Annotated in this window: 17 protein-coding genes and 2 tRNA genes; 9 read left to right on the top strand and 10 right to left on the bottom strand. The window is 68.8% G+C overall.

Translation table 11 applies throughout. The annotated features are described in order from the left end of the window. The first annotated feature begins 10 nt into the window (after window positions 1-10). Genes dinB through ACWIBS_RS06960 form a run of 3 tightly spaced genes read left to right on the top strand, consistent with a single transcriptional unit; the run spans window position 11 to window position 2202 of the window. Window positions 11-1270, top strand: a complete 1260-nt coding sequence (gene dinB, locus ACWIBS_RS06970) for a DNA polymerase IV (protein ID WP_376127556.1) — start codon at window positions 11-13, stop codon at window positions 1268-1270. 43 nt (window positions 1271-1313) lie between these two features. Next, window positions 1314-1634 (top strand): hypothetical protein, encoded by a 321-nt coding sequence (locus ACWIBS_RS06965; RefSeq protein ID WP_376127554.1) that lies wholly within the window; start codon window positions 1314-1316, stop codon window positions 1632-1634. Further along, window positions 1609-2202, top strand: coding sequence for a nucleoside/nucleotide kinase family protein (locus tag ACWIBS_RS06960; RefSeq protein ID WP_376127553.1), 594 nt, complete (start codon window positions 1609-1611; stop codon window positions 2200-2202). The genes ACWIBS_RS06965 and ACWIBS_RS06960 overlap by 26 nt, the downstream gene beginning before the upstream one ends. 4 nt (window positions 2203-2206) lie before the next feature. On the opposite strand, the gene ACWIBS_RS06955 is transcribed toward ACWIBS_RS06960, so the two are convergent. The 6 genes from ACWIBS_RS06955 to ACWIBS_RS06930 all read right to left on the bottom strand — a co-directional run bounded on the left by ACWIBS_RS06955 (window position 2207) and on the right by ACWIBS_RS06930 (window position 4210). Next, entirely contained in the window at window positions 2207-2692 is a 486-nt protein-coding gene (locus tag ACWIBS_RS06955; protein ID WP_376127551.1) for a DUF2017 family protein, read from the bottom strand. Then, window positions 2689-2970 (bottom strand): ATP-dependent Clp protease adapter ClpS, encoded by a 282-nt coding sequence (gene clpS, locus ACWIBS_RS06950; RefSeq protein ID WP_376127650.1) that lies wholly within the window; start codon window positions 2968-2970, stop codon window positions 2689-2691. Before clpS ends, ACWIBS_RS06955 begins: the two co-directional genes overlap by 4 nt. Before the next feature lie 14 nt (window positions 2971-2984). Then, entirely contained in the window at window positions 2985-3332 is a 348-nt protein-coding gene (locus ACWIBS_RS06945) for a metallopeptidase family protein (RefSeq protein ID WP_376127648.1), read from the bottom strand. 26 nt (window positions 3333-3358) lie between these two features. Beyond that, a tRNA-His gene (locus ACWIBS_RS06940) sits at window positions 3359-3434 on the bottom strand. A gap of 37 nt (window positions 3435-3471) precedes the next feature. Beyond that, on the bottom strand, window positions 3472-4098 hold the full coding sequence (gene orn / locus ACWIBS_RS06935) for an oligoribonuclease (protein WP_376127550.1): 627 nt from the start codon (window positions 4096-4098) through the stop codon (window positions 3472-3474). Window positions 4099-4137: 39 nt separating this feature from the next. Next, window positions 4138-4210, bottom strand: a tRNA-Arg gene (locus ACWIBS_RS06930). Window positions 4211-4319: 109 nt separating this feature from the next. On the opposite strand from ACWIBS_RS06930, the gene ACWIBS_RS06925 reads away from it, so the two are divergent. Further along, window positions 4320-4532 carry a methyltransferase gene (locus tag ACWIBS_RS06925; protein ID WP_376127548.1) on the top strand — a complete coding sequence of 71 codons (213 nt, stop codon included), beginning with the start codon at window positions 4320-4322 and terminating at the stop codon, window positions 4530-4532. 7 nt (window positions 4533-4539) lie between these two features. On the opposite strand, the gene yczE is transcribed toward ACWIBS_RS06925, so the two are convergent. Next, complete coding sequence (yczE, locus tag ACWIBS_RS06920; protein WP_376127646.1) at window positions 4540-5178, bottom strand: membrane protein YczE; 639 nt, start codon at window positions 5176-5178, stop codon at window positions 4540-4542. A 38-nt stretch (window positions 5179-5216) separates the two neighbouring features. Then, window positions 5217-5480 (bottom strand): hypothetical protein, encoded by a 264-nt coding sequence (locus ACWIBS_RS06915; protein WP_376127546.1) that lies wholly within the window; start codon window positions 5478-5480, stop codon window positions 5217-5219. Between the two features lie 220 nt (window positions 5481-5700). Here ACWIBS_RS06915 and ACWIBS_RS06910 point away from each other — a divergent pair, with 220 nt between their 5' ends. The 4 genes from ACWIBS_RS06910 to ACWIBS_RS06895 all read left to right on the top strand — a co-directional run bounded on the left by ACWIBS_RS06910 (window position 5701) and on the right by ACWIBS_RS06895 (window position 8984). Beyond that, window positions 5701-6204, top strand: a complete 504-nt coding sequence (locus tag ACWIBS_RS06910) for a single-stranded DNA-binding protein (RefSeq protein WP_376127544.1) — start codon at window positions 5701-5703, stop codon at window positions 6202-6204. Window positions 6205-6246: 42 nt separating this feature from the next. After that, window positions 6247-6756, top strand: a complete 510-nt coding sequence (locus tag ACWIBS_RS06905) for a DUF6993 domain-containing protein (protein WP_376127542.1) — start codon at window positions 6247-6249, stop codon at window positions 6754-6756. Between the two features lie 61 nt (window positions 6757-6817). Next, window positions 6818-8497 (top strand): energy-dependent translational throttle protein EttA, encoded by a 1680-nt coding sequence (gene ettA, locus ACWIBS_RS06900; RefSeq protein WP_376127540.1) that lies wholly within the window; start codon window positions 6818-6820, stop codon window positions 8495-8497. Next, window positions 8490-8984, top strand: coding sequence for an acyl-CoA thioesterase (locus ACWIBS_RS06895; RefSeq protein ID WP_376127539.1), 495 nt, complete (start codon window positions 8490-8492; stop codon window positions 8982-8984). Before ettA ends, ACWIBS_RS06895 begins: the two co-directional genes overlap by 8 nt. 5 nt (window positions 8985-8989) lie before the next feature. On the opposite strand, the gene ACWIBS_RS06890 is transcribed toward ACWIBS_RS06895, so the two are convergent. After that, the gene (locus tag ACWIBS_RS06890; protein ID WP_376127644.1) at window positions 8990-9838 is read right to left on the bottom strand and encodes an acyl-CoA thioesterase; all 849 of its coding nucleotides are present in this window, start codon (window positions 9836-9838) and stop codon (window positions 8990-8992) included. A 119-nt stretch (window positions 9839-9957) separates the two neighbouring features. Here ACWIBS_RS06890 and ACWIBS_RS06885 point away from each other — a divergent pair, with 119 nt between their 5' ends. After that, the gene (locus ACWIBS_RS06885) at window positions 9958-10629 is read left to right on the top strand and encodes a hypothetical protein (RefSeq protein ID WP_376127538.1); all 672 of its coding nucleotides are present in this window, start codon (window positions 9958-9960) and stop codon (window positions 10627-10629) included. A gap of 5 nt (window positions 10630-10634) precedes the next feature. On the opposite strand, the gene ACWIBS_RS06880 is transcribed toward ACWIBS_RS06885, so the two are convergent. Further along, a complete protein-coding gene (locus tag ACWIBS_RS06880) occupies window positions 10635-12299 on the bottom strand; it encodes an FAD-binding dehydrogenase (protein WP_376127537.1) in 1665 nt (554 codons plus the stop codon). Between the last annotated feature and the right edge of the window lie 5 nt (window positions 12300-12304).

Genomic DNA, 12304 nt, shown 5'->3' with positions numbered 1-12304 from the left:
GAATGGACGCATGGGGCGAGGCGACGGCAGCGGACGGATGGTGTCACCGCAGGGTGCGGATGACACCGGCACCGGCATCCTGCATGTCGACATGGACGCCTTCTACGCGGCCGTCGCCGTGCTCGATGATCCGACGCTCGCCGGCAAGCCGATCATCATCGGCGCACCCGAGAGCCGCTCGGTCGTCTCGAGCGCGTCCTACGAAGCACGCCGCTTCGGGGTGCGCTCGGCGATGCCGGTCGGGCAGGCGCTCCGGCTGTGTCCCACGGCGATCGTCGTGCCGCCGCGCTTCGACCGCTACCTCGCGCTTTCCGCGCAGGTCATGGGCGTCTTCCGCGATGTCACACCGCTCGTCGAGCCGCTGTCGATCGACGAGGCCTTCCTCGACGTGCGCGGTGCGCGAAGGCTGTGGGGCAGTCCCGGAACGATCGCTCGGATGCTGCGCGCCCAGGTGCGCGCCGAGACCGGCCTGACGTGCTCGATCGGCGTCGCCGCCACGAAGCACATCGCGAAGATGGCGTCGACCCTGTCCAAGCCCGACGGCCTGCTCATCGTGACCCCTGCCGATACCGCGGCGTTCCTGGCGCCGCGCCCCGTACGAGCGCTGTGGGGCATCGGCCCCAAGGCGGGCGACGCGCTCGAACGCCGCGGCATCCGCACCGTCGCCGATGTGCTCGAAGAGCCGCGGGAGGTGCTCGATCGCGCTCTCGGCCCGGCGCTCGGCGATCGCCTGTGGCATCTCGCACGAGGGATCGACCCGCGCCCGATCGACACGACACGGGTGGAGAAGAGCATCGGGCACGAAGAGACCTTCCGCGACGACATCGCCGACGAGACGATTCTGAGAGCCGAGCTGCGTCGCCTCGCCGATCGCGTGGGTGCGCGTCTGCGGCAGCACGGATGGGAGGCGTCGACCGTGTCGATCAAGGTGCGCTTCGCCGACTTCACGACGGTGACGAGGTCTCAGACGCTCGCCGAGCCCACGGCCGTCGGGCAGCGGATCGGCAGCGCCGCTCACGACCTGTTCGCCGGTGTCCACCGGGGCCTTCCGGTGCGGCTCGTGGGCGTGCGCGCAGAGAAGCTCAGCCCCTCGGGCTCGGGCGCACCCGCCCTGTGGGATGACGACGACGGATGGCGGCGGATCGAAGGCGCACTCGACGGAGCCGCGACGAAATTCGGCCGGAACGCGATCACGCGGGCGACTCTGCTCGGTGCGCGCCGAGACGGCGGCTCCCAGCCCTCGCACCCTCGACCGCCGTCGGCGTCGTGATCCGGCTCTGGGCACGATCGACGCGGGCGGGTAGCGTGGAGGCATGCCCAACATCGCTCTCGAACTCTCCAAGCAATCCGTCTCGCTCGGCGTGAAGAGCGCCTATGGCGAACCCCAGGACGTCAACGGTGTCACGTTCATTCCGGTCGCTCTGACGTGGTCCGGGTTCGGCGGCGGCTCCGATGACGAGGGGAACGGCGGCGGCGGAGGCGGCGGCTATTCGGTCCCCGTGGGCGCCTATGTCCGCAAGGGCGACGACCTGCGCTTCGAGCCGAACCTGGTTTCGCTGCTGGCGGTCGCGATCCCGTTCGTGTGCGTCGCCGGGCGTGCGCTCAGCCGTGTCATCCGCGCCCTCAAGAAGTAGCACCGACGTCGTCGGCCGGGCGCTGACCGCTGCGACATCACGGATCCTGCAGGCCGTCGAGGCGATCGAGGCGCCCAACCCCGTCATCCTCATCGACGGACGCAGCGGCGCCGGCAAGTCGTCGCTCGCGCTGCGCACCGCCGCGGAGTGGCCGGGCGCGGGCCGTGTGCAGCTCGTCGCGCTGGATTCGCTGTATCCCGGTTGGGACGGACTCGAGCTCGGCGTCGAACGCGCACGTGTCGACATCCTGCGCCCGCACGCGCGGGGCACGATCGGGACCTGGAACCGGTGGGACTGGCACGAAGAGCGTGAGGCCGAAGCCCATGCCGTCGACCCGGCCCTTCCGCTCATCATCGAGGGCGCCGGCATCCTCACGCCCGGAACGGCGCTCCTTGCCGATGTCCGCGTGTGGTGCGAATCGCCCTCGGTATCACGCCGTCGACGGGCGCTCGAGCGCGACGGTGACAGCTACCGGCCGCACTGGGAGCGATGGGCGGAGCAAGAGCAAGCCCACATCGAACGCAACGACCCGGCCGCGCTCGCGACAGTCCGCGTCGAGATTCCCTGACCGCTCAGCCCCCGTCGACGGCGCGGACGAGCCCGTCGAGTCGGTAGCCGAGCCAGTCGTAGATACCGAATCGCGGATCCTCGGGGTGGTGGTCGTCTTCGTCGCTGATGTCGAGGCGCGTCGCGAGCACGAGGCGCACCGCCGACAGCGTACGCAGCCATGCGCGCGCCTCGTCGGGATCGAGGCGGAGCTCGACGGCTTCGACGAGGCGAGGATCCTCCGGATCCTCGGGCAGCTCGCCGATCGCGGCGAGAGAGGCGAGGACGACCGTCGCGTCCTCGGAGCGCCGGGCGAGCAGTTCGCGTTCGGTGAGCGAGCGGAACTCTCTCGCTGCCTCCGGGTCGGAGTACGCATCGGGGACGAGGCGGCGAAGCGCGGGGTCTCCGACGACGTCGCTCTCGGCGAGCAGCCGGTCGAACTGGTTCACGAGGTCGGCGAGGTGCGCCCCTTCGATGCGGGCGAGTTCGAGAACGATCGTCCGTTCGGTCATGGTGCCTCCCGGATCGTGGCCCACAGGCCGTAGTCGTGCATGGCCTGCGTATGCAGCTCCATCTGCTCGCGCGCCCCCTCGGCCACGACCGCATGACCGTCGTGGTGCACCGCGAGCATGAGCCGTTCCGCCTCGCTCCGCGCATAGCCGAAGTACTCACGGAAGACGTGCGTGACGTAGCTCATCAGATTGACCGGATCGTTCCACACGACCGTCTGCCACGGGCGCGGACGGTCGACCAACTGCTGTGACGTGGGGGAGCGGTCGGTGTCGGGCAGAACCGTCGGGGTCTTCACGCCCACCCCAGTTCGTGCAGCCGATCGTCGTCGATGCCGTAGAAGTGGGCGATCTCGTGGACGAGGGTCGTGTGGATCTCATCGCGCAGTTCGTCGAGCGTCTCGCACGTGATCAGATGCGGCTCGCGGTAGACGATGATCCGATCGGGGAGCTCACCGCCGCCGTACTGGCCGCGCTCCGTCAACGCCCATCCGTCGTACAGACCGAGCAGATCGAGACTGCCGTCCTCGGGCCGATCTTCGACGACGAAGACGACATTGTCGAGGCCGTCGACCATCTCATCGGGCAGCCTGTCGAGCTCGTCCACGACGAGTTCCTCGAATGCCGCGGCATCCATCTCCATACGATGCCCCATGGCCTCGCTTCTCTTGGGGTGAGTAACGGGGCTCGAACCCGCGACATCGGCCACCACAAGGCCGCGCTCTACCAACTGAGCTATACCCACCATGTCTCCCGCTTTCGCGAGCAACCAGAAGATTCTCTCATACCTCCGACGAGAATGACGAAACGGCCGCGGCCGCAGCGGCACGCGCGTCGTCGCTCGTCGGGCCGGGCTCGGGAACGAACACCGCCCGCCGATAGTAGACGAGCTCGCGAATCGATTCGAGGATGTCGGCCAGGGCGCGGTGACCGCCGTCCTTGGCCGGCGCGTGGATGTATGCGCGCGGATGCCACCGTCGTGAGAGCTCCTTGATGCTCGAGACGTCGACGTTGCGGTAGTGCAGCCATCGATCGACTCGGGGCATGTACTTCGCGAGGAACATGCGGTCGGTGCCGATCGTATTGCCGGCGAGGGGCGCTTTGCCCTGCTGCGGCACGAACCGCTGGATGTATTCGAGAGCCTGGAACTCCGCGTCGGCGACGGAGACGCCGCCGGGGATCTCGGAGAGCAGGCCCGACTTCTCGTGCATCGCGGTGACGAAGTCGTTCATGTGCTCGAGCGCCGAGGCATCGGGCTTGATGACGATGTGGAAGCCCTCGTCGAGGGGTCGCAACTCGAAGTCCGTCACGACGATCGCGATCTCGACGAGTTCATCGACCTCGAGATCGAGACCGGTCATTTCGCAATCGATCCAGACAAGCCGGTCATTCTCAGAGGCACCCACCATGGGACCCATCCTAATGACGGGACGGACACTCGATTTCGGCCCCCCAGAGGTGATTCGAACACCTGACCGGCGGATTAGAAGGCCGCTGCTCTATCCACTGAGCTACTGGGGGTCAACGTCATCAAGGGTAGCGGCCGCTCACAGCGGCCGGGAATCGGCGGATGCGCTGGTTCTTTCCCCGCGGGCGGCGTAGCGTCTGGTGCATCGGAAGGAGTTCGATGATGAGCACGACCGAGACATCACACGCATTGTGGGTCGCATACGGTGCCGGCGGAGTGGTCGGCAGCATCCGCAAATCCGACGAGGGGTACACCGTCACGATGGCCGGAGCGCCCGCTGCCGCCGGAACATACCCTTCGATGGATGTGGCGAAGCAGGCGCTGCACGCCCGGATGGCACCGGGGAGTGACTGGCCGAAGTTCCTCGAGCACTGAGCGGCGCTCAGGGCGAAGGAGGAAGCGCCTCGTCTGCCGTGAGCGTGGTGGTCGCCCGCGTGCCGCGGGCCGGGCGACGGGTGTCCAGCAGCGGAAGGGCGACATGCACGAGGGGGCCGATGAGAACGGCGAACAGGACCGTCCCAAGCCCGACCGTGCCGCCCAGCAGCCACCCCACGAACAGCACCGTGAGTTCGACGGCGGCGCGGCACACCCAGATGGGCCAGCGCAGCCGCGTGTGCATGCCGGTCATCAGACCGTCGCGCGGACCCGGTCCGAAGTGGGCGCCGATGTACAGCCCCGACGCGAGCGCCACGAGCAGGATGCCGGCGAGCAGGACGGCGATCTGCGCGAGCAGCCCCTCGATCGGCGGGACGACGGTGAGGACCGCCTGCATGCTGGTGCCGACGACGAGGATGTTCGCGATCGTGCCGACCCCCGGCTTCTGACGCAGCGGGATCCACAGCAGCAGCACGAGAAAACCGAGCAGATTCGTGATCCAGCCGATGCCGACGCCGGTGTGGATCGAGATGCCTTCGGCCAGGACGGTCCACGGGTCGACACCCAAGCCCGCCTGAACGGTGAGCGCGCACCCGGCACCGTAGAGCAGCAGCCCGATGAGCAGTTGGATGACGCGGCGTGGCACAAGCACCATCCAACCCCATATTCGTGCGCCCGGAGCGGTCAGCGCGTGTAGCGCAGGCAGTCCAGGGCGTCGTCTATCGACCAGAAGTCGCCGAGGTCGCGGAAGGCGCGCGAGCCGACGTGGAACCGACGCGCACGGTAGCGAGTGCCCCCCGTACTGTTCCGTGCCTGGACGTGACCGATGACGCGGCCCGTCGGATCGAGGACGCGCCAGAGCGCGGGCGCGGCGGATGCGAGTCGGAGCGGGGTGGGCCGACGCGGACGCGGAGCGACCGCGACCGGTGGGTGGAGCTGGATGGACATGTGCTCTCCCTTCCTCCGTCGAACATAGATGCGACCTCGGACATCGCCGTGGCGGTCCGATTCCTCCCCAGGTGGGGACGCTCGCCGTTCTCTCCCCAGATCCGGCGGCCCCGCGGAGGACGCGGTTCGCGCGGACCAAGGTGGGACAGCAGTGGTGCCGGCCGGGCACGCCGGCACCACTGCGAGCCAACCGACCAAGGCTCCGAGCAGAGGAGAAGAAATGAACGGAACGACCATCACGGTCGCGGGGAACATCGCGACGGATCCGGAGCAGCGAAGCACAGCGGGCGGCGTCCCCTACACGCGATTCCGAATCGCGTGCGGGGAACGTCGTCGTGACAAGACGACCGGCGAATGGGCTGACGCGGGTACCAACTGGTACACCGTCTCGGTCTTCCGATCACTCGGCGAGAACGCCGCGCGGTCCCTGCGGAAGGGGCAGCGCGTCCTCGTGTCGGGAAGGCTGCGCATCCGAAACTGGGAGACTGCGCAGAACCACGGGACAGAGGCCGAGATCGACGCCGAGGCGATCGGTCACGATCTGCGCTGGGGGACGACGACGTTCGAGAAGACGGCCCACGCCGGCGGCGCACCGTCGTCGCCATCGCGCGAATGGGAGAATCCATCCGTTCCGCGCACGGACGACGCCGTCGACGCGGGCTGGCCGCTGGTCACCGTCCCGGCGGGAGACACCGCGGAATCCCACGAAGAGGTGCCCTACTGAGCCGCCGACGGCCGCCGGGGACGGCGCCTCTAGACTGTTCCGGTGCCCCGATCCACTCAGAAGGACTCTGTTCGAGTCCGCCGTGCGACGGCGACAGCGGCCGCGGTATGCGCCGGTCTGCTGGTGCTGAGCGGATGCACCGACACCGCCCCCGCCCCGGTTGAGTCGGCGACGGGGAGTGCGCCCCCGACACCGACCGAGACGCCGACGCCCGACGCGGTCGTGTTCCTTCCCGACGGCACAGCCTCGGACAATCTGCCGATCTTCCGCCAGGTCGTCGAGGCCGTGTGGGCGGGGGAGCACAACGACGCGGGCCGCGCCTACATCGACGCGCTCACCGCGGCCGGATTCGACAGGGCGGCGATGGAGGTCACGGAGGACCTCTCGACCGTCGGGCACCGCGCCGAGAGCCTGCAGTTCTCGGTGCTGTGGGGATCCGAATGTCTCATCGGGCAGGTCGGTCCCGCGACCGGCGATCCCGTCGCCACGGTCGTCGACGCACTGGCCGAAGGCGGATGCCTCATCGGGCGCACGCGGCCGATCGACTGGTGACCTGCTCACGGCCGGTAGGCTGGGGGGCTGACGTCCGCAGTCCAAGGAGAGCAGGATTCGCATGGCTGAGTACATCTACTCGATGGTCCGCGCCCGCAAGGCGGTCGGCGAGAAGCTGATCCTCGATGACGTGACGATGGCGTTCCTCCCCGGAGCGAAGATCGGCATGGTCGGCCCCAACGGGGCCGGAAAGTCCACGATCCTCAAGATCATGGCGGGCCTGGACACGCCGTCCAACGGCGAGGCGAAGCTCAGCCCCGGGTTCACGGTCGGCATCCTCATGCAGGAGCCCGAACTCGACGAGTCCAAGACGGTGCTGGAGAACATCCAGGACGGCATCGCGATCAAAGCGAAGCTCGACCGGTTCAACGAGATCTCCGCGCTGATGAGCGACCCCGATGCCGACTTCGACGCGCTGCTGGCCGAGATGGGCACGCTGCAGGAGGAGATCGACGCCGCTGACGCCTGGGACCTCGACTCGCAGCTCGAGCAGGCGATGGACGCGCTGCGCACGCCCCCCGGCGATGCGTCGGTCTCGAACCTGTCCGGCGGTGAGAAGCGTCGGGTCGCGCTGACCAAGCTGCTGCTGCAGAAGCCCGACCTGCTGCTGCTGGACGAACCGACGAACCACCTCGACGCCGAGAGCGTGCTGTGGCTCGAACAGCACCTGCAGAAGTACACCGGCGCCGTCATCGCCATCACGCACGATCGCTACTTCCTCGACAACGTGGCGGAATGGATCGCCGAGGTCGACCGCGGTCGCCTCATCGGCTACGAGGGCAACTACTCGACGTACCTCGAGAAGAAGCGCGATCGGCTCGAAGTGCAGGGCAAGAAGGACGCCAAGCTCGCCAAGCGACTCGCCGACGAGCTGGAGTGGGTCCGCTCCAACCAGAAGGGCCGCCAAGCCAAGTCCAAGGCGCGCCTGGCCCGTTACGAGGAGATGGCCTCCGAGGCCGAGCGCACGCGCAAGCTCGATTTCGAGGAGATCCAGATCCCGCCGGGCCCGCGACTCGGCGGCGTCGTGATCGAGGCGAAGAACCTGCAGAAGGGGTTCGACGGCCGCTCGCTCATCGACAACCTGAGCTTCAGCCTGCCGCCCAACGGAATCGTGGGCGTCATCGGGCCCAACGGCGTCGGGAAGACGACGCTGTTCAAGACGATCGTCGGCCTCGAGCCGCTCGACGGCGGCCAGCTCAAGATCGGCGAGACCGTCAAGATCAGCTACGTCGACCAGTCGCGGGGGAACATCGACCCGAACAAGACCCTGTGGGAGGTCGTGTCCGACGGACTGGACATCATCACGGTCGGAAAGATCGAGATCCCGTCGCGCGCGTACGTCTCGAAGTTCGGGTTCAAGGGCCCTGACCAGCAGAAGAAGGCCGGCGTGCTCTCGGGTGGCGAGCGAAACCGACTCAACCTCGCTCTCACGCTCAAAGAGGGCGGCAACCTCCTGCTGCTGGACGAGCCGACGAACGACCTCGATGTCGAAACGCTGCAGTCGCTCGAGAACGCGCTGCTGGAGTTCCCCGGCTGCGCCGTCGTGATCACGCACGATCGCTGGTTCCTCGACCGCATCGCGACCCACATCCTCGCGTACGAGGGAACCGAAGAGAACCCGGACAACTGGTACTGGTTCGAGGGTAACTTCGACGCGTACGAGCAGAACAAGATCGAGCGCCTCGGGCCCGACGCGGCCAAGCCGAACCGCTCGGCATACCGCAAGCTCACGCGTGACTGACGCCGCCGGTCTCGGCCGAGTGCACATCCCGATCCATCTGCGGTGGGGAGACCTCGACGCGCTCGGCCACGTCAACAACACATCGATGCTCAAGCTGCTCGAAGAGGCTCGTCTGCGCGCCTTCTGGCTGCCCGAAGGCGATGCCGAAGCCGCCCCGACCGCGATCTTCGACATGACGGTGCTCGAAGGCGGCGGCGAGCGCGCGACCCTCGTCGCCCGACAGGAGATCGAGTACCTGCGTCCCGTGCCCTACGGGCACCGGCCGCTCGACGTGCAGCTGTGGATCAGCAAGATCGGCGGTTCGAGCATCGAGGTCTGCTTCGAGGTGTTCAGCCCGCTGGGCGATGATCCGCAAGTGCTCTACGCCCGGTCGTCGGCCGTCGTGGTGCTCGTGGACGTCGCCGCCGGATCGCCGACGCGCCTGACCGCGCACGAGCGATCGACATTGTCGCCGTTCCTCGGCGACCCGATCCGCTATCGTCGCTGATCCGCTCAGCCCTCGCCCGGCACCCGCACCATGACCTCCTGAGCGACGCTCGCGATGAGTACGCCCTCGCGCGAGTAGATGCGCCCGTTCGCGAGCCCGCGACCGCCGCGCGCGCTGGGGGACTCCTGGACGTAGAGCATCCAGTCGTCCACGCGCCCCGGACGGTGCCACCACATCGCGTGATCGAGACTCGCGACCTTGAGTCCCGGCGTCGCCCACGGAATGCCGTGCGCGCGCAGGATCGCCTCCTGGATGGTGAGATCGCTGAGGTACGCCAGGGCTGCGCGGTGGAGGGCCGGATCGTCGGGCACCGCGCTGCGCACCCGCATCCACACCGCCTGCTCGGGGCGATGCTCGCCGGTCACCTTCGTGTAGATCGGCGATGCGACGTGGCGCAGATCCAGCGGCCGATCCGTGTACATCCGCTTCGTCATGGGATGCAGCCCGTCGAGCTGTGATTCGACGTCGGGCAGGTCCTCGGGGTCGGGCACTCCGGTGGGCATCGGAGCCTGATGCTCGAGCCCCGTGTCCTCGTCCTGGAAGGAGGCGATCATCGAGAAGATCGGCACGCCCTCCTGGAACGCCTGCGTGCGACGAGTCGAGAACGAACGACCGTCGTGGATGCGGTCCACCGCGAACGTGATGTGCGCGTCGGCGTCACCGGGGCGCAGGAAGTACCCGTGCATGGAATGCACCGTGCGGTCGTCGGGAAGCGTCCGTGACGCCGCGACGATCGACTGCGCGAGCACCTGCCCGCCGTAGACGCGTCCGAGCGGCATCGACTGCGACACGCCCGTGAAGATGTCTTCGGTCGTGCGCGCTTCGGAATCGGCGAGGTCGAGCACGGCCAGCATCGAAGCGACAGGATCCGCCTGCGTTCTCGCGTGCGTGGGCTCGGGGGCATCCGTCACTGGGGTCTCCATCTCTGGTCGGCCGGAGTCTCGCCCCGCTGCCGCTTGGTAGTTTAGGTCGGATGTCCCCACGTCTTGTCTTCGGCGACGCGGCTTCGGCTGCCGATGCGCTCACCTTCGCCGGCCGCGCGGCCGTTCTCGGGGACGGCGCCGTGCGGCTGCGCGGCGCGGACGGCGTGCTCGCGATGACCAGCGCGCCCCTCGCGCCGCGCGGGCTGATGGATTCCACGCCCACGGTGCTCGGGATGCGGGTGCTCACGGTCGACCCCGAACTGGTGTGCGACATCGTCGTCGAGGCGAGCGAGCTGCGCGCGGCCGATGACGATGCCACGGCCGTCGTGCTGCCGGAGACCGGTCTCTCGCCGGCATGGACGGGTGTCTCGCCGCCGCGCGGCGGCTGGCAGCAGGGCGAAGCGATCGCCGCGGCCACACTCGCGTCGCGGGCGCAATGGGGCATCGCCGCGGTCGCCGAGGCGGTGCCGCGCGACGCGGGCGAAGACGCCGTGCGCGCCGTGCGCGCATCGGTGTGGGGGAGCCCCGACGAGGCGCTCGACGGGCTGCCGCTGGGGGTGGCGTTCGCCGCCTTCGGGCTCGGCTTCATCGGAGGCGAGGAGCACGCGGTCATCCGCACGGCGGGTGCCTGGACGAGACTCACGCTCGCGCGCGGCCACGTCCTCGTACGCGGTCCGGTCCGCAGCGGGCTGACGGAGGTCCGCCCCACGGGGCGGTCCTGATCCGGTCAGACGGAGGCCGCCATCGCGCGACCCGCGATCCGTCCGGAGAACAGGCATCCCCCGAGGAACGTCCCCTCGAGAGCCCGATAGCCGTGCATGCCGCCGCCCCCGAACCCGCTCGCCTCCCCGGCCGCGTAGAGGCCGGGCACGGGGTCGCCCTGTGACGACAGCGCGCGAGCGGCGAGGTCGGTCTCGATGCCGCCGAGCGACTTGCGCGTCAGGACGTGCAGCTTGACGGCGATGAGGGGACCGGCCGCGGGGTCGAGGATCCGATGCGGTGCTGCCGTTCGGATGAGGCGGTCACCGCGGTAGGCGCGCGCCGAGCGCAGCATCGCGATCTGCGCATCCTTCGTGAAGTCGTTGTCGACCGCCCGATCGCGGGCTTCGACCTCGAATCGGACACGAGCCGCATCGATCAGGTCGCCGCCCGGCAGAGCCTGCATGCCCCGGATGAGGTCGTCGAGCGAGTCGCGCACGACGAAGTCCGCGCCGCGGTCCATGAACGCCTGCACGGGTCCTGCGGCGCCCTTCCCGAGTCGGGAGCGGGCGAGCAGCGCGAGGTCCTTCCCGGTCAGGTCCGGATTCTGCTCGCTGCCCGACAGCGTGAACTCTTTCTCGATGATCTTCTGCGACAGCACGAACCACGAGTGATCGTGTCCCGTCCCGCGCAGGTGGGCGAGGGTTCCGAGCGTGTCGAATCCGGGGAAGAGCGGCACGGGCAGACGATGTCCCGTGGCGTCCAGCCAGATCGAGGACGGTCCCGGGAGGATCCGGATGCCGTGATCCGGCCAAACCGGGTCCCAGTTCTGCAGACCCTCGACGTAATGCCACATGCGGTCCTCGTTGATGAACCGGGCACCCGCACTCTGCGCGGGTCCGACCATGGACCCGTCGACGTACGCGGGGACACCGGTCACCATCGTCATCGGTGGCGTGCCCAGACGCGGCGGCCAGTGTCGCCGGACGAGGTCATGGTTGCCGCCGATGCCTCCCGCCGCGATGAGCGTCGCGCTCGCTGCGATCTCGAACGAGCCGACCACGTCCCGCGAGGACGCATGCCCCCGGGCCGCCCCCGAGGGAGCGAGCACATCGCCGATCGCGCCGGTGACGACGCCGTCGGTGAACGACAGCGAGCTGACCCGGTGGCGCGGCAGGATGGTGATGCGGCCGACCGCCTCGGCCTGTTCCACGGCGGCGCGAAAAGGCGCCACGACGCCGGGCCCCGTGCCCCACGTGACGTGGAATCGGGGAACCGAGTTGCCGGGGCCCGTCGCGGAATAGCCGCCGCGCTCGGCCCACCCGACGATCGGGAAGAAGCCGACGCCCTTCTCGCGCAGCCAGGAGCGCTTCTCGGCATGAGCGAAGTCGAGGTAGGCCTCGGCCCAGCGGCGTGGCCAGGCGTCTTCGTCGCGGTCGAAGCCGGCGGTGCCGAGCCAGTCCTGGCGGGCGAGGTCGAGCGAGTCCGCGATGCCCATGCGGCGTTGTTCCGGTGAGTCGACGAAGAACAGTCCGCCGAACGACCACCAGGCCTGCCCGCCCAGGTTGACCCGCGGCTCCTGATCGATGATCACGACCTGCTTGCCGGCGGCGGCGGCTTCGCCCGCTGCGACGAGCCCCGCAAGACCCCATCCGATGATGAGCACGTCGGTGCTGCGGGTCGTGGTGGGCATGGCGA

The organism is Microbacterium sp. NPDC055442, from assembly GCF_053644215.1.
Note: the sequence above shows the minus strand (reverse complement) of the source record. Positions and strands in the feature narration are given on the sequence as shown.